Source organism: Microbacterium sp. K24 (assembly GCF_004794465.1).
Classification (GTDB): domain Bacteria; phylum Actinomycetota; class Actinomycetes; order Actinomycetales; family Microbacteriaceae; genus Microbacterium.
In genome coordinates, this window is the sequence record NZ_SSDJ01000115.1 from 1 (window position 1) to 16620 (window position 16620).

A 16620-nucleotide genomic window follows, 5' to 3' on the forward strand; every position below is an offset into this window, starting at 1 on the left:
CAAGAACCCGACGGCACCATCACCTGGCACAGCCCCCTCGGCCGCGACTACACCGACAACCCCACCCACCGCGTCATGTTCATCTGACGCGGGAAAGTCAGCTCTTCGCGCGGTCGGCCTGCGCCAGCAGGTCTACCAGCCACCCCGCAGACCTCACCTGCGCGGCACCTGCCCGCTCGACGCGATCACGAAGCGCCCGGTCGCTGGTCACGGCCAGCACCCTCTCCCCCACAGCAGCGCGGCGCTCGACCTCGGCCACGATCGCGTCGTCGCCCGAGGCGTCCGCGTTGATGACCGACACAGAGTCCGCATCCAGACCCGACGCGACACCGCGTGCCTGCCCTTCGAGCACCAGGGAAACGGCAGGGAACCACACATCGCCTTCCACACCGAGGTCCCGGGCAGAAACGGCCAGCCCTTCCAAACGCGTCCGAAGACGCGACGCGGCGCCGGCGCGATCCTTCCACCACCCGTTCGGCACAGAACCGACGACATTCGCGCCATCGACCACGACCACCGGCCGAACGTCGAGCAGGGCACGCAGCGCTGGCCACGCGGCACCGAATCCCGGATGCAGCGGCAGAGAAGCGACCTCGTCCACCGGCACCCATTCGAGAGCCACGCTCTCCGGGTCGCTGATCACCGGATCGAACGGAACCTGCACATCCGCGATGACCGTCGTGTACGACCAGATCTCCAGATCGAGCACACTCGTGAATCGCGGGCGGACGGCGCCGTCCGGCACCCCTGCTTCCTCCTGCGCCTCGCGGATGGCACCGACCATCGCGGTCTCACCCTCGTGCAGCGCACCGCCGGGCAGCCCCCACGTACCGCCGAAGTGGCTCCACGAGACGCGATGCTGCAACAGGATGCCGCGCGCGGGGTCGAACGCGAGAAGTCCGGCGGCGCCGAAGCGTCCCCAGTACTTCTCCCCCGACTCCGCGACCACCCAGGCATCGCCCGGATTCCGCGGCCCGTCGGGGCGACGCGGTTCACCGGTGGCGGGAGGTACGACAGTCACCCCTTCAGCCTTTCACAGCATCCGAGGATCGGCACCACGCAGCGCAACAGGCGGGAACAGGGTCGAACGAGTGAACCGGTCAGCGCTGGCGCTTCTCACGCACACGCATGTTGATCACGATCGGCGTTCCCTCGAACGAATAGATCTCCCGCAGGCGCCGCTGGATGAATCGGCGGTAACCCGGGTCGAGGAATCCGGTCGTGAACAGCACGAACGTCGGCGGTCGCGTTGTCGCCTGCGTTCCGAACAGGATGCGCGGCTGCTTGCCGCCGCGAAGCGGGTGCGGGTGCTCCGCCACCAGCTCGGCCAGGAAGGCGTTGAACTTGCCGGTCGGGATGCGGCGATCCCAGTTCTCGAGCGCCGTCTCCAGCGCGGGGACGAGCTTGTCGAGGTGACGACCCGTCTTGGCCGAGATGTTCACGCGCGGAGCCCAGGCCACATGCGCGAGGTCCTGCTCGATCTCGCGCTCGAGGTAGCGGCGACGGTCGGCGTTCTCGAGGTCGGTGTCGTTCAGGCGGTCCCACTTGTTGAACGCCAGCACCAGCGCACGCCCCGATTCCAGCACGAGGTCGATGATGCGCACATCCTGCTCGCTGATCGTCTCCGACACGTCGAGCACGACGACGGCGACCTCGGCCTTCTCGAGCGCGGCCGAGGTGCGCAGCGAGGCGTAGAAGTCGGCGCCCTGCGCCATGTGCACGCGACGACGGATGCCGGCCGTGTCGACCAGACGCCACATCTTGCCGCCGAGTTCGACGACCTCGTCCACCGGGTCGCGGGTCGTTCCGGCGAGCTCGTTCACGACGACGCGCTCTTCGCCCGCCGCCTTGTTCAGCAGCGACGACTTGCCGACGTTCGGGCGACCGAGGATCGCGACACGACGCGGTCCGCCGATCTCCTGCTTCGCGACGGCCGAGACCTCGGGAAGCTTCTTCAGCACCGCATCGAGCAGGTCGGCGACACCACGACCGTGGATCGCCGACACCGGGTACGGCTCGCCGAGCCCCAGGGCCCACAGTGCGGCCGCTTCCGGCTCCTGCCGGGTGTCATCGATCTTGTTCGCGACGAGGAACACCGGCTTGCCGCTCTTGCGGAGCAGCTTCACGACGTGCTCGTCGGTCGACGTCGCGCCGACCATCGCATCCACGACGAACAGCACCATGTCGGCCAGGTCGATCGCGACCTCGGCCTGCATCGCGACCGAGCGGTCGATGCCGCGGGCGTCCGGCTCCCAGCCTCCGGTGTCGACGAGCGAGAAGCGACGATCGGCCCATTCGGCCTTGTACGTCACGCGGTCGCGGGTCACGCCGGGTGTGTCCTCCACGACGGCCTCGCGACGACCGAGGATCCGGTTGACGAGCGCGGACTTTCCCACGTTCGGTCGCCCGACGATCGCCACCACCGGCAGGGCCGGGCTGAACATGATCCCGTCCTCGCCCATGGTGATGCCGGCGAGGAGCGCGGCATCCTCATCGTCGAGGTCGTAGTCCGCCAGACCTGCGCGGAGCGTCTCGGCGCGCTGCTCGGCGAGCTCCTCGTCGATCTGCTCCATCTTCTCGGCGAGCTGGTCGGGGCCGCCTTCGTATTCGTCGTCAGCCACGGTGTGCTCCTCGGTGTTGCTCGATCACCGTGAGAACGGCGTCGATGGTCTGGGAAAAATCAAGGTCCGTCGAGTCGACGACCTCGACGCCGTCCGCGGCGTTCAGGAAATCGACGACGGCGCTGTCCGACGCGTCGCGCTTGTGCAGCGCAGCAGCGACGGCATCCGCGTTCTCGCCGGCGAGTTCGCCGGCGCGGCGGGCGGCCCGTACCTCGGGGGCCGCGGTCAGAAGGATCCGCACGGGCGCGTCGGGCGCGACCACGGTCGTGATGTCACGGCCCTCGACGACCACCGCGGGATACGCGGCATCGGCGACGAGAGCGCGGAACAGTTCGTTCACCTGGGCGCGCACCTCCGCGACCCGGGCGACACCGCTCACGGCGCCCGAGACCCGCGGGTCGCGGATCGCCTCGGTGACCTCGACCTCGCCGACCCGCACGGTGCGGTCGTCGGGATCGAGACCGAGCACGACGGGGAAGTCGGATGCCGCGGCGCGCACGGCATCGGCATCCGTCGTGTCGGCGCCGCGGTCGAGCACGTACCACGCGAGAGCGCGATACGCCGAACCCGTGTCGAGGTAGCCGAATCCCAGCCTGCGGGCGACGGCCTTCGACACGCTGGACTTGCCGGACCCGGCAGGACCGTCGATCGCGATGAACTTGGTGGCGGTCGAGGTGTCAGTCATTGGTGTTCCCTGCAATCCGCCATCCGCGTTCCTGGAGCCCCGTGATCGCCCCGTGGAGGGTGGCCGGCTCGACGCTGATCTCAGCCAGTCCGAACTGGGCACCGGGCGAGTGCTCGAGCCGCAGGTCCTCGACGTTGACGCCGAGTTCGCCGAGCTCGCCGAACAGGCGTCCGAGCTGGCCGGGGGTGTCGTCGATCATGACGATGAGCGACTCGAAACGTCGGTTCTGTCCGTGCTTACCGGGGAGGCGGTCGACGCCGTCGTTGCCCTGCCGGATGGTCTCCGCGACGACGCGGCGGGAACCGGGCGCGCCGGGTTCCCGAAGCGCGTCGGAGATCTCGCCGAGGTCGGCGGCCAGCGCATCGAGGATCTCCACGACCGGACCGGCGTTCGCGCCGAGGATCTGCACCCAGAGCTCAGGAGCGGATGCCGCGATGCGCGTCGTATCACGGACGCCCTGGCCAGCGAGGCGCAGCGCCCCCTCCTCCGCACCGGCGAGACGCGCGGCCAGAAGGCTGGCGACGACCTGAGGCACGTGCGAGGTCAGCGCGACCGAGCGGTCGTGCTCCTCGGGCGTCATCTCCAGCGGCATCGCGCCGACATCCAGCGCGAGCGCCTCGACGAGCGCGAGATCCGACGCCTTCGTGTCCTCATCGCGGCAGACCACCCAGGGGCGGCCGATGAACAGGTCGGCGCGCGCGGAGATCGCTCCCCCGCGCTCACGACCGGCGAGCGGATGCGAGCCGATGTAGCGCGTGAGGTCGACTCCGCGTTCCTGCAGCGTGCGGAACGGCTCGAGCTTGACGCTCGCGACGTCCGTGACGACGGCATCCGGGTAACGCGCGAGTTCGGCCTCGATCACATCGGCCGTGACATCCGGCGGGACGGCGACGACGATCAGCGCAGGCGCGTCGTCATCGGCGGAGAGCCTGCCGGCGCCGTAGTCGACCGCGAGACGCAGCTGCGCGGGCGACGCGTCCGTGAGCACGACGTCGACTCCCTTCGCGCGGAGGGCGTGCCCGACGCTCGCGCCGAGCAGGCCGGCGCCGACGATGCGGACGGTGCCGGAGAGGCGGGGCGCGACAGCACCGGCCTTCCGCACCGTGGGCGCACTCGTCGTATCGGTCACTCGTTCTCCTGCTGCTCGCCTGGCGCCTCGGCGACACCGGAATCCTGGCGCGAAAGAGTCAAGAGCGCGCCGAGTTCGATTTTACTCAGTTCCCGCGTCTTCCCCGCCGGGAGGGTTCCCAGGTGCAGCGGTCCGAACTGTCGGCGCACGAGTTCGGTGACCGGGTGACCGACCGCGGCCAGCATCCGGCGCACGATGCGGTTGCGGCCGGAATGCAGCGTCAGCTCCACGAGGCTCGATCCGCGGGACGTGTCGAGCAGGCGCGCCTTGTCGGCGGCGATCGGGCCGTCGTCGAGCTCGATGCCCTTCGTGAGCTTCGAGATCGTCTGCGGCAGAACCGTTCCCTCGACCTTCGCGATGTACACCTTCGTCACGCCGAACGACGGATGCGCCAGCACGTGAGCCAGCCCGCCGTCGTTCGTGAGGATGAGCAGACCGCTGGTCTCGGCATCGAGCCGGCCCACGTTGTAGAGACGCTCCTCGTAGTCGGCGGTGAAGCGCCGCAGGTCGGGCCGGCCGTTCTCGTCCTTCATGCTGCTGACGACGCCGGTCGGCTTGTTGAGCATCACATAGCGCTTCGACACGTCGAGCTGCACGGCGGTGCCGTCGACGTCGACGAGGTCGTGCTCGGGGTCGATGCGGCGGCCGAGCTCCTCGACGACCACGCCGTTCACACGGATGCGACCCTCGGTGATGTAGTTCTCGACGACGCGGCGCGAGGCCACGCCGGCGGCGGCGAGCACCTTCTGCAGGCGCACGCCCTCCGGTGCGCCCTCGCTGGAGATGTCGGTCATCGGATGGTCCCTTCGTCGAAGCCGTCCGCGCCGTCGTCGAGCAGCGGGGAGATCGGGGGCAGCTCGTCGAGCGAGTTGATGCCCAGGTGCTGCAGGAGAGCGTCGGACGTGCCGTAGTTGATCGCGCCGGTCTCGGAATCGGCGAAGAGCTCGGTGATGAGGCCGCGGGCGAGAAGCGTCCGGACCACGGAGTCGACGTTGACGGCGCGGATGGAGGCGACCTGGCTGCGCGTGACCGGCTGCTTGTAGGCGATCACGGCGAGCGTCTCGAGCGCCGCCTGCGAGAGGCGGGCGGGCGCCTGACCGCCGATGAACTCGGCCACGAGATCGTCGTGATCCTCGCGCACGTACAGCCGCCAGCCGCCGCCCACCTCGCGCAGCTCGAACCCGCGACGCGGTCCGTGACCGCGTCCGTCATAGTCGTCGACGAGCGTCTCGAGGGTCTGCCGTACGGCGGGGACCGGAGATCCGACCGCCGCCGCGAGGGCGACAAGACCGATGGGCTCGTCGACGATCAGCAGGATCGCCTCGACGCGCTCGGAGAGCGGAGTGTCGCGCACGGTCTCCGAGGTCAAGGGATCCGTGGAGGTGTCATCGGTCATAGTCGGCTCCCAGGGTGGCCAGAGTCTCATCCGACCACGAGTCGGCGGCCCAGCGGAGCGTGAGCTCGCCGAGCGGTTCCAGTTGTTCGAACGACAGCGCAGCGTGACGGTACAGCTCCAGCACGGAGATGAATCGCGCGACGACGATGCCGGGCTCGGTGACGCCCGCGACGAGTTCGCGGAAGCTCACCGACTCCGTGGCGCGCAGCAGCGTCACCACGATCGCCGCCTGCTCGCGGATGCTGATCAGCGGCGCGTGCAGGTGATCCATCCCGACGTGCGGGATCTCCTTCGGTGCGAACGCGAGGAGCGCGAGGGCAGCGAAGTCCTCGGCGGTGAGCGACCAGACGAGCTCCGGCGTCTGCCGACGATGCTTCTCGTCGAGGCGCACAGCGCGCACGTGACGCCGATCCTCGCGCTGCAGGCAGCGGGAGAACCAGGCCGACACCTCCTTGAAAGCCCGGTACTGCAGCAGGCGGGCGAACAGCAGATCACGTGCCTCGAGCAGGGCCACCGCCTCGGCATCGACCAGCTCGCCCTGCGGCAGAAGACCGGCGACCTTCATGTCGAGCAGCGTCGCCGCGACCACCAGGAACTCCGACGCCTGGTCGAGCTCCTCGTCGTCGTCGAGCTGACTCAGGTAGGCGATGAACTCGTTCGTAACGGCGCTCAGCGACACCTCGGTGATGTCCATCTCGTGCTTCGAGATGAGATTCAGCAGCAGATCGAAAGGGCCGTCGAAGTTCGACAGCGAGACACGGAAACCGGGGTTCTCCTCGAGCGCTTCGACCGGCTCGGGGATCCCCTCGACAGGATTCTCGTCAGGCGACGGCGCCACGGGCGACCAGCTCCCGCGCCAGCCGCAGGTACGCCTGGGCGGCGGCGTGCTCCGGAGCGAACTCGGTGATGGGCACACCCGAGACCGAGGCATCCGGGAACTTCACGGTGCGGCCGATCACGGTCTCCAGAACGTCGTCGCCGAAGGTCTCGACCACGCGCTCGAGCACCTCGCGCGAGTGCAGCGTGCGCGAGTCGTACATCGTGGCCAGCAGACCGTCCATCGTGATGGAGGGGTTCAGCCGGTCACGGACCTTGTCGATCGTCTCGATCAGCAGCGCCACTCCGCGCAGCGCGAAGAACTCGCACTCGAGCGGGATGATCACGCCGTGCGCGGCTGTCAGGGCGTTCACGGTGAGCAGGCCGAGAGACGGCTGGCAGTCGATGAGGATGACGTCGTACTCCCCCGCCACCTGGCGGAGCACCCGGGCGAGGATGGTCTCGCGGGCGACCTCGTTCACGAGGTGCACCTCGGCGGCGGAGAGGTCGATGTTGGCCGGCATCACGTCGAGCCCCTCGACGCCCGAGTGCACGATGGCGTCGTGCGCGTCGCGCTTGGTGTCGAGCAGCAGGTCGTAGACCGTCGGCACGTCGTGGGTCTGGATGCCGAGGCCGGCGGAGAGCGCACCCTGCGGGTCGAAGTCGACCGCGAGCACCTTGCGACCGTACTCGGCGAGAGCCGCTGCGAGGTTGATCGTGGTCGTCGTCTTGCCGACGCCGCCCTTCTGGTTGCAGAGGGCGATGATGCGGGCGGGACCGTGGGACTTCAGCGGTTCGGGGGTCGGGAACCCGTGATACGGGCGGCCGGTGGGTCCCAAGGGGGTCTCGTCGGCCTTCGCCTGCTTCGCCCTGGACTTCGCCGCTTTCTCAGCCACCGGTTCTCCTGCTCCTTTTCGTGCTTGGTCGATTCTAGCGGCCGACGTCTTCCCCGCCTTTCCCGGCACGCGGCGCGGCCGATTCAGCGGGCGCGGGGGTGGGATGTCGCGTAGATGTCCCGCAGGGTGTCCACGGAGACGTGAGTGTAGATCTGGGTCGTCGCGACCGAGGCGTGTCCGAGCAGCTCCTGCACGACGCGCACGTCGGCGCCGCCCTGCAGCAGGTGGGTGGCGAACGAGTGGCGCAGGGTGTGCGGTGACACCTCGCTGGTGATCTGCGCGCCCTCGGCAGCGGCACGGATGACGAGCCAGGCGCTCTGCCGGGACAGGGGCGCGCCCCGCGCTCCGAGGAACAGGCGCGATGACGCACGCCCCTTCGCCGCGAGCCCAGGACGGACCCGGGTCAGGTACGCGTCGACCGCCGCCCGAGCGTAGGAGCCGATCGGGACGATGCGCTCCTTCGATCCCTTGCCGCGAAGCCGCAGCACATCGCCGTGGGCGAGGTCGTCGACGTCGAGCCCGATCGCCTCGGACACTCGCGCTCCCGTGGCGTACAGGAGTTCGAGCAGGGCGCGGTCGCGGATGCCCACCGGGTCTTCGGCCGACGGCGCCGCGAGCAGCCGTTCCACCTGATCGATGGCCAACGCCTTGGGCAGTCGACGGGGTGCCTTCGGCGGGCGGAGACGCCCGCTCGGGTCGTCCGCCTCGATACCCTCCCGCGCGAGGAAACGGTGCCATCCGCGCACCGACGACTGCAGCCGCGCGAGACTCGTCGAAGCCGGAGCGGGGTCGGCGGACGAGCGCTCGGCGATGAAGCGGCCGATGACCGCCGGGGTGATCTCGGCCGTGTCGACGATGCCCTCAGCGGACAGCCACTCCAGGTAACCGCCGAGATCCCGACGGTAGGCCGAGATCGTGTGCTCGCTCAGCCCGCGTTCGACCGTGACGTGACGCAGGTACAGGTCGAAGGCGCGCGCGAGCAGCATCCTCAGGACCGATCGCGCAGCCTCTGGGTGGCCGCGAGCACTCCGATCGACAGGATGCCGTTGCGCATGCGTCCGGCGAGCACCGCCTCGACGGCATCCGGGAGCGGAACCCATTCGACGCGGATGTCCGCCTCTTCGTCTTCACGGTCGTGGGCGGACTCGGCTGCAGAGACACCCGTCGCGAGGAAGATGTGGATGACCTCGTCGTTGCCGCCTGGTGTCGTCCACGACGACACCAGGGGCTCCCAGTGCGCGGCGACGAGGTCGGCCTCCTCGGCGAGTTCGCGCTTCGCTGCCGCGAGCGGCTCCTCACCCTCGACGTCGAGCAGCCCCGCGGGCAGCTCCCAGTCGCGGTGGCGGATCGGATGCCGGTACTGCTGGATCAGCAGGACGCGACCCTGGTCATCGAGCGCGAGGATCGCGACGGCGCCGGTGTGCGCGACGTACTGTCGGCGGATCTCACCGGTGCCGTAGCGCACGCGGTCGTCGCGCACGTCCCAGACCGCGCCGTGGTACGCCAGGTCGCTCTGGACGACCTCCGGCTCGAACGGCTCGTCGCGGAGGACGCTCTTCGGTTCGCTCATCGACGCATCACTCGTCGACGCTGACGTCGAACAGCTCGCTGGCGCGGTGACGCTCGATCGCGGCGCCGACCAATCCGCGGAACAGCGGGTGCGGGGCGGTCGGACGCGAACGCAGCTCAGGGTGCGCCTGCGTGGCGATGTAGTAGGGGTGCACGTCCCGCGGAAGCTCGACGTACTCGACGAGATCGAGCTCCGGGTTGAGGCCCGAGAACACGAGACCTGCCTCGGACAGGCGGTCGCGGTACTGGTTGTTCACCTCGTAGCGGTGGCGGTGGCGCTCCGAGGCCTCGGGCGTGCCGTACAGCTCGCGGGCGAGCGATCCCTCGGCCAGTGCGGCCTGGTAGAGGCCGAGACGCATCGTGCCGCCCAGGTCTCCGCCGTCGAGGATCTCGATCTGCTCGGCCATCGTGGCGATGACCGGCTCGGTGGTCTCGGGGTCGAACTCGCTCGACGAGGCTCCGGCGATGCCGGCCACGTCGCGCGCGTACTCGATCACCATGCACTGCAGGCCGAGGCAGAGGCCGAGCGTCGGGATGCCCTGCTCGCGCGCGAACTTCAGTGCGCCCAGCTTGCCCTCGATGCCGCGGATGCCGAAACCGCCGGGCACGCAGATGCCGTCAAGGTCCGCCAGCTGCTCCTGCGCGCCCTCGGGCGTCTCGCAGAGGTCGGAGGGGATCCAGCGGATGTTGACCTTGGTCTCCTGTGCGAAACCGCCGGCCTTGAGGGCCTCGGTCACCGAGAGGTAGGCGTCGGGGAGGTCGATGTACTTGCCGACCAGGCCGATCGTGACCTCGTGCTTGGGGTTGTGCACGGCGTGGAGCACCTTGCTCCAGCGCGTCCAGTCCACTTCCTCCGCCGCCTTCTGGTCGAGACCGAGGCGGCGCACGATGTACGAGTCGAGACCCTGATCGTTGAGCGTCGACGGGATGTCGTAGATGCTCGGCAGGTCGACGGTGTTGATGACGCCCTCGACCTCGACGTCGCACATGAGGGCGATCTTGTTGCGGTTGCTCGCGCTCACCGGCCGATCGCTGCGCAGCACGAGGGCGTCGGGCTGGATGCCGACCTGGCGGAGAGCGGCGACCGAGTGCTGAGTGGGCTTGGTCTTCTGCTCCCCCGACGCGCCCATGAAGGGCACGAGCGAGACGTGCACGAAGAACACGCTGTCGCGGCCGAGCTCGTGCCGGAGCTGACGGGCAGCTTCGAGGAACGGCTGCGACTCGATGTCGCCGACGGTGCCGCCGACCTCGGTGATGATCACATCGGGGCGCGGCTCCTCGTTCGCCTGAAGGCGCATCCGGCGCTTGATCTCGTCGGTGATGTGCGGGATGACCTGCACGGTGTCGCCGAGGTACTCGCCGCGGCGCTCGCGCGCGATGACCTGCGAGTAGATCTGGCCGGTGGTGACGTTGGCCGCCTGCGACAGGTTGATGTCGAGGAAGCGCTCGTAGTGACCGATGTCGAGGTCGGTCTCGGCGCCGTCGTCGGTGACGAAGACCTCGCCGTGCTGGAACGGGTTCATCGTGCCCGGATCGACGTTCAGATACGGGTCGAGCTTCTGCATCACGACGCGGAGTCCGCGAGCGGTGAGGAGGTTGCCCAGGCTGGCTGCCGTGAGCCCCTTGCCCAAAGACGAAACGACACCACCTGTCACAAAAATGTGCTTGGTCGTGTCGTTCTTGGGCCCCGCAGAAGAAGAGTTCATCACGGGCTTCGATCCTATCAGGCAGCAGGGGCGCCGAGGCTGAGAAGTTCTCGGGCATGGGTCAGCGCGGCGTCCGAATCGGCGAGTCCCGACAGCAGGCGAGCCATCTCGGCCTCCCGCTCCTCACCCTTCAGAAGCCGCACACTGGAGGCGGTGACGGCGCCGTCGTTGGCCTTCACGACGGACAGATGATTGTTCGCGAAAGCCGCGACCTGCGCGAGATGAGTGACGGCGATGACTTGCGACTTCTCTGCAAGCCGGGCGAGTCGCCGGCCCACTTCGATCGCCGCCGCACCGCCGATGCCGGCGTCGACCTCGTCGAACACGAAGGTCGGCACGGGGTCGGTTCCGGCGATGACGACCTCGATCGCGAGCATCACGCGGGAGAGCTCTCCCCCGGAGGCGCCCTTCCCGACCGAGCGCGGCTCGGCACCCGGATGGGGGGCGAGCAGGATCGCGACGTCGTCGCGGCCGTGCGTGCTCTCGGTCCCTTCGGTGACGGCGACCTCGAGGCGCGCGTCCGGCATCGCCAGGGCGTGCAGCTCCTCGGTGACGGCAGCACCCAATCGTGTCGCGGCGGACGTACGCTCGGCGGTCAGCGAGGCCGCATGGCCGTCGAGCTCGGCGCGCACGGCGTCGCGCTCGGCGATCAGCCGTTCGATGCGCTCCCCGTCGTCGTCGAGCTCCGCGAGTCGGGCGGATCCCGTCTGCCAGACCTCGAGTGCTTCGTCGAGCGATCCGTGGGCGCGGATGAGCGTGCCGAGCGCGGCACGGCGCTCCTCGACCGCGGCCAGCTCGTGGGGACCGGATTCGTCGAGGTCGGCGAGATACGCCGAGAGCAGTCCGGCGACGTCGGCGATCCGGTACCCGATGTCGGCGAGGGTCTCCGCGATCTCCGTGAGCTTGGTGTCGGTCACCCGCTCGAGCAGACGACGCGATTCGGCGACGAGCGCTGAAGCGTCCGGCTCGCCGTCTTCGCTCGAGAGAGCGCCGTGGGCGAGGGATGCCGCCAGACGCAGCTCCTCGGAGTTGGCGAGGCGCTCGGCGCGCTCGCTGAGTTCCTGGTCCTCCCCCGGCTCGGGAGCCGTCGCCTCGATGAGGGCGAGGGCTTCGCGGAGCCGTGCTGCCTCTTCGGCACGCCGGTCGCGATTGTCGGAGATGTCGGCGATCTCCGTGTCGAGCGTCTTCCATCGGGCGAAGGATGCCGCATACGCCTCGAGGGCCCCCGCGATGGGTGCGCCGCCGAAGCGATCGAGGGCATCGCGCTGTGCGGCCGCGGACCGGAGGCGCAGCTGCTCGGACTGCCCGTGCACCACGACCAGCTCCTCGGCGAGGGACGACAGCACGCCTGCCGGTGCGGCGCGGCCGCCCACGCTGGCGCGGCTCCGCCCCTCGGCGCTCAGGGTCCGCGAGACGTAGAGCTCTGCGCGATCCTTGCCCGCCGGTTCGAGCTCGCCCCCGGCATCCGTGACGATGTCTGCGACATCGCCCTTCTCCGGGACGATCCAGACGCCGGCCACCGACGCCTGCGCGGACCCGGCGCGCACCGCACCGGAGTCGGCGCGCTGGCCGAGCAGCAGCCCGAGGCCGGTGACGACCATGGTCTTGCCCGCGCCCGTCTCGCCCGTGATCGCGGTGAAGCCGGGGCCGAGAGGCAGCACCGCATCGGCGATGACGCCGAGGCCCTGCATCCGCATCTCCTCGATCATGATGTCTTCCCCGGTTCCTGCCCCCGCCATCCTTCGACGGGCAGGCGGAATTTCCGCACGAGGCGGTCGGTGAATGCAGTCGGGTGCAGACGCGCCAGACGCACCGGGCGCGACGAGCGACGGACGACGACGCGCGCGCCCGGCGGCAGGTCATGCGAACGACGGCCATCGCACCAGAGGATGCCGGAGCCGTCGGTGCGCTCGAGCATCTCGATGGCGACGGCGGCATCCGGACTCACCACGAGCGGCTTCGCGAACAGGGCGTGCGCCGACAGCGGCACCACGGCGATCGCCTCGACGCTCGGCCAGATGACCGGGCCGCCGGCGGAGAAGTTGTAGGCGGTCGAACCGGTGGGCGTGGAGACGACCATGCCGTCGCAGGCGAAGCTCGACAGCGGGCGGCCGTCGATCTCGAGGACGACCTCGATCATCCGCTCGCGACTGGCCTTCTCGACGGTCGCCTCGTTGAGCGCCCAGGTGTCGTACACGACAGCGCCGGCGGCATCCTTCACCCGCACCGACAGCGCCAGGCGCTCCTCGACCTCGTAATCGCGGTCGATGACGCGGCGGACGGCGTCGTCCATGTCGTCGCGATCGATCTCGGCGAGGAAGCCGACGTGACCCATGTTGATGCCGAGCACCGGAGCGCCGCTGTCGCGGACCAGTTCGGCCGCGCGCAGGATCGTCCCGTCGCCACCCAGCACGATCGCGAGTTCGAGCTCAGCGGAATCCGACGACCCGTCGAGCACGTCGAGGTCGGAGAAGAACGCATCGACCGCACTGAGCGCGGCGTGGTCGTCAGCGGCCAGAAGGGGCTGCGCGCCCGCTCCGCGCAGTGCGTCGATCACGCGACGGGCGGCTTCCACGGTCTCGACGCGGCCGGCATGGGCGACGACCAGGATCCTGCGCTCGTTCATCGTCCTCCTGCCAGTCGATTGATGCTGTCCAACCATTCTGTCGGATTGCTGCCGCGTCCCGGCGCGAGATGCACCAGATACTCCGCATTGCCGTGGGTTCCGAGGATCGGGGAGGAGAGGATGCCGAGCATGCCGAGACCGACGTCCCACGCGCTCCACACGGTGCGGGCGACGGCATCGGCGCGCGTGGCCGGATCGGTGACGAGGCCGCCGCGCACGGCGGTCCGGCCCACCTCGAACTGGGGCTTCACCAGCAGCAGCACGTCGGATGCCGGTGCGGCGACGCCCGCCACGGCCGGCAGCACGAGCTCGAGCGAGATGAAGGAGAGGTCGCCGACCACGAGCTCGGGTCGCTCCGGCTCGCCGGTGACCTCGGCGAGGTTCTCGGGAGTCATGTGCCGCACGTTGTAGCCCTCGACGGCGGTGACGCCCGGGTCGTCGGCGATCGTCGGCGCCAGCTGCCCGTGTCCGACGTCGACAGCCAGCACACGGCGCGCACCGCGCTCGCGCAGCACCTGGGTGAATCCGCCGGTGGAGGCGCCCATGTCGAGAGCGAGCCGTCCGTCGACGGGGATGTCGAACCCGTCGAGCCCGGCGATGAGTTTGTGCGCGGCCCGCCCCACGTAGTGGTCGGAGCCCGCGACGGTGATCTGTGCTGCCTCGTCGACCGAGGTCGAGGATTTGACGACGGGTCGGCCATCGACGCTCACGAGTCCCTCGGAGATGAGGGTGGCGGCGTGGCTGCGCGACCGGGCGAGTCCTCGGGAGGCGAGGGCGGCGTCGAGTCGCGTCATCGGGATCCCGGGGTCTCCCGTTGGTCGAGCTTCGCCCCGCTCTCGAGCCGTCTCGACAGCTCGTCGTGCAACGCCGAATAGGCATCGGCCCGCGCGGGAAGCGGCTGCCCCTCGATCAGGCGCAGACGGCTCCAGAGGCCGTCGGTCGGCGCGCTCGTCGTGTCTTCGCTCACGGTTCCACTGTACGCGGCACCTCCGACGGTCGAGGGAGCCACGGCGGCCCCGATCAGGGACGGTGGAACGGGTCGTCGTAGAGACGCTCGGGAACCCGGAGCACGAACACGGGCGTGCCCGAGGCCCAGATCGCGGCGGCGCCCGCACGGAGCAGGTCGATCTGCACACCCGACTCCGCGACGATCTCGACATCGGCGCCGGCGACACGCACGGCAGCCCCGTTCACGTGGAACACGCCATCCTTCTCGACGGCCTCGGGGTACGGCTCGTGCAGTTCCCGGAGGTCGCCGAGGATGTACGTGGGACGCGAGCCCTCCGGAGCGGCGAGAACGTGCTTCGGCCGATCGATGCCGGTGAGCACGAGAACCGAGTCGATCCCGACGCGGTTGGCCCCCATGATGTCGGTGTCGAGGCGGTCGCCGATGAAGAGAGCCTTCCGGGCGCCGAAGCGCGCGAGCGCCTCTTCGAAGATCGGAGCCTCCGGCTTGCCGGCGACGGTCGCGAGACGGCCGATCGCGGTGTGCACGGCGGACACGAGGGTGCCGTTGCCGGGCGCGACGCCCCGGTCGCGCGGAATCGTCCAGTCGGTGTTCGTGGCGATCCAGGGGATCCCGGCCTCGTCCTCGGGCAGCTTGAGGGCGAAGGCCGCCTCGGCCAGATCGGTCCAGGCCACCTCGGGTGCGAAACCCTGCACGACCGCGGCCGGCGAGTCCTCGGCACTGCGCGTGACCGTGTAGCCCGCCTTCGTCACCTCGTCGACGAGACCGTCTCCTCCGACGACGAGGATCGTCGCGGGGGCCGGAAGGATGCCGGCGAGCAGGCGCATCGCTGCCTGCGGGCTCGTCACGACATCGGATGCCGCGACGTCGAGCCCGAGACTGCTCAGGTGCTCCGCCACCGACGCGTCGGTGCGCGCCGCGTTGTTGGTGATGTAGCCGAGCCGGGCAGACTCCCCTGCGCGGTTCAGGCTCTCCACTGCGAACGGCAGTGCGCCCGGACCCGCGTAGACGACGCCGTCGAGATCAGCCAGCACCGTGTCGACGCCGTCGAGCGGGCTTGGCGCCGTCGAGCGCTTCCGGGAGAACAGCGCCACTACGCCTCCTGCTCCGGGGCCCGAGTGCCGTCCTCGGCGGTCGGCTCGTCCGAGATCGTCTCGTCCTCGGCAGCGTCGAGACCGGCCTCGTCCTCGCCGAGGAGTTCGCGGACCTCGTCCTCGACCGTGAGGTCGTCTTCGTCGGCAGGCTCGTCGTCGGCAGGCTCGTCGTCGCCGTCAGCATCCGCAGCGACCTCAGCATCCGCAGCGACCTCATCGTCGTCGAAGTCGCCCTCGACGAGACCGTCCTCGACGAAGATCTCCTCGTCTCCCGCCTCGTCGACGCCGAGGGCTTCCGCCGCGACGTCGGCGCGGTGAGCCCAGAACGCGGCTTCCTCGTCACGCCCGAGGTCCTCCAGCACGGCGGCGCGAGCCGCGAACAGGGCCGGGCTCCACTCGAAGGCGCGGTCGGGGTCGAGCTCCGGGATCTCGAGCTCGCCCAACGCGAGTTCGAGATCGCCCTGGTCGAGGCGAGCGCCCGACATCGCGATCGCGAGCGCGACCCGGACGGGGGTCGTGAGGGCGGTGCGGTCGACGGCTCGTCCCGTCTCGAGTGCACGGTCCGGTCGGCCGATGCCGCGTTCGCTGTCCACCATGAGGGCGATCTGATCGTCCTTCCCGGAGATGCGTCGGTAGGTGCGAAGCTCGCGCAACGCGAGGGCGAAGTCCTCGGTCGCGTACGCCGTGATGCCGAGGGTCTCACGCACGATCGCAATACGGCCGGCGCGACGCGAGGCCGCGAGAGCGTGCTCGTGAGCCAGCGCCGGATCCTCGTCGATCAGCTGCGACGCCATGGCGAGGTGGCGGGCCACGAGGTCCGCGTTCTCCTTGCTCAGCGTCTTGAGCTCATTGCGCGCCGACGTGTGCAGGTCACGGGCCGTGATCTCGTCCGGGATGTGCGGGTCATTGAAACGCGGACGCTCGTCAGCCGCCTGGACCGGACGCTCGCGCCCCGAGCCCCCGCGCTGCGGGAAGGAACGGGAGCGCTCACGATCGGCTCCCGAGTCGCGACGCGGCGCGCGATCGCGGTCGAACCCTCCCTCGCGGCGCGGTGCGGAGTCGCGGTTGTACCCGCCACCCTCACGACGAGGGCCACGGTCGGCGGAGCGGTTGTC

16 protein-coding genes and 1 pseudogene are annotated in these 16620 nt (G+C 69.8%); all 17 read right to left on the reverse strand.

Translation table 11 applies throughout. The features are described from left to right. Positions 1–97 precede the first annotated feature (97 nt). On the reverse strand, positions 98–1021 hold the full coding sequence (locus DW306_RS11230) for an NUDIX hydrolase (RefSeq protein ID WP_136055682.1): 924 nt from the start codon (positions 1019–1021) through the stop codon (positions 98–100). A gap of 79 nt (positions 1022–1100) precedes the next feature. After that, on the reverse strand, positions 1101–2573 hold the full coding sequence (gene der, locus DW306_RS11235; RefSeq protein ID WP_240747161.1) for a ribosome biogenesis GTPase Der: 1473 nt from the start codon (positions 2571–2573) through the stop codon (positions 1101–1103). A 40-nt stretch (positions 2574–2613) separates the two neighbouring features. Continuing rightward, positions 2614–3306, reverse strand: a complete 693-nt coding sequence (cmk, locus tag DW306_RS11240) for a (d)CMP kinase (protein ID WP_136055684.1) — start codon at positions 3304–3306, stop codon at positions 2614–2616. Then, positions 3299–4435, reverse strand: coding sequence for a prephenate dehydrogenase (locus DW306_RS11245; protein ID WP_205814151.1), 1137 nt, complete (start codon positions 4433–4435; stop codon positions 3299–3301). Before DW306_RS11245 ends, cmk begins: the two co-directional genes overlap by 8 nt. Further along, positions 4432–5229: a pseudouridine synthase gene (locus tag DW306_RS11250; RefSeq protein WP_136055685.1), complete on the reverse strand. Its 798-nt coding sequence runs from the start codon at positions 5227–5229 to the stop codon at positions 4432–4434. The genes DW306_RS11245 and DW306_RS11250 overlap by 4 nt, the downstream gene beginning before the upstream one ends. Continuing rightward, positions 5226–5831, reverse strand: coding sequence for an SMC-Scp complex subunit ScpB (gene scpB / locus DW306_RS11255; RefSeq protein WP_136055686.1), 606 nt, complete (start codon positions 5829–5831; stop codon positions 5226–5228). Before scpB ends, DW306_RS11250 begins: the two co-directional genes overlap by 4 nt. After that, positions 5821–6633 (reverse strand): ScpA family protein, encoded by an 813-nt coding sequence (locus DW306_RS11260; protein WP_240747162.1) that lies wholly within the window; start codon positions 6631–6633, stop codon positions 5821–5823. Before DW306_RS11260 ends, scpB begins: the two co-directional genes overlap by 11 nt. A gap of 19 nt (positions 6634–6652) precedes the next feature. After that, a complete protein-coding gene (locus DW306_RS11265) occupies positions 6653–7543 on the reverse strand; it encodes a ParA family protein (protein ID WP_136055688.1) in 891 nt (296 codons plus the stop codon). Between the two features lie 83 nt (positions 7544–7626). Then, positions 7627–8529 (reverse strand): site-specific tyrosine recombinase XerD, encoded by a 903-nt coding sequence (gene xerD / locus DW306_RS11270; protein ID WP_136055689.1) that lies wholly within the window; start codon positions 8527–8529, stop codon positions 7627–7629. Positions 8530–8531: 2 nt separating this feature from the next. Beyond that, entirely contained in the window at positions 8532–9113 is a 582-nt protein-coding gene (locus DW306_RS11275; RefSeq protein WP_136055690.1) for an NUDIX hydrolase, read from the reverse strand. A 7-nt stretch (positions 9114–9120) separates the two neighbouring features. Beyond that, positions 9121–10818: a CTP synthase gene (locus DW306_RS11280; protein ID WP_136055691.1), complete on the reverse strand. Its 1698-nt coding sequence runs from the start codon at positions 10816–10818 to the stop codon at positions 9121–9123. A 17-nt stretch (positions 10819–10835) separates the two neighbouring features. Then, a complete protein-coding gene (gene recN / locus DW306_RS11285) occupies positions 10836–12527 on the reverse strand; it encodes a DNA repair protein RecN (RefSeq protein WP_136055692.1) in 1692 nt (563 codons plus the stop codon). Next, on the reverse strand, positions 12524–13444 hold the full coding sequence (locus DW306_RS11290) for an NAD kinase (RefSeq protein ID WP_136055693.1): 921 nt from the start codon (positions 13442–13444) through the stop codon (positions 12524–12526). The genes recN and DW306_RS11290 overlap by 4 nt, the downstream gene beginning before the upstream one ends. After that, positions 13441–14238 (reverse strand): TlyA family RNA methyltransferase, encoded by a 798-nt coding sequence (locus DW306_RS11295; protein WP_136055694.1) that lies wholly within the window; start codon positions 14236–14238, stop codon positions 13441–13443. The genes DW306_RS11290 and DW306_RS11295 overlap by 4 nt, the downstream gene beginning before the upstream one ends. Next, complete coding sequence (locus DW306_RS21310) at positions 14235–14411, reverse strand: hypothetical protein (RefSeq protein WP_168429303.1); 177 nt, start codon at positions 14409–14411, stop codon at positions 14235–14237. The genes DW306_RS11295 and DW306_RS21310 overlap by 4 nt, the downstream gene beginning before the upstream one ends. A 53-nt stretch (positions 14412–14464) precedes the next feature. Continuing rightward, positions 14465–15505 carry an HAD-IIA family hydrolase gene (locus tag DW306_RS11300; RefSeq protein ID WP_136055695.1) on the reverse strand — a complete coding sequence of 347 codons (1041 nt, stop codon included), beginning with the start codon at positions 15503–15505 and terminating at the stop codon, positions 14465–14467. Beyond that, positions 15505–16620, reverse strand: a pseudogene (locus tag DW306_RS11305) (primosomal protein); the annotation flags it as partial. The pseudogene DW306_RS11305 and the gene DW306_RS11300, both read right to left, overlap by 1 nt.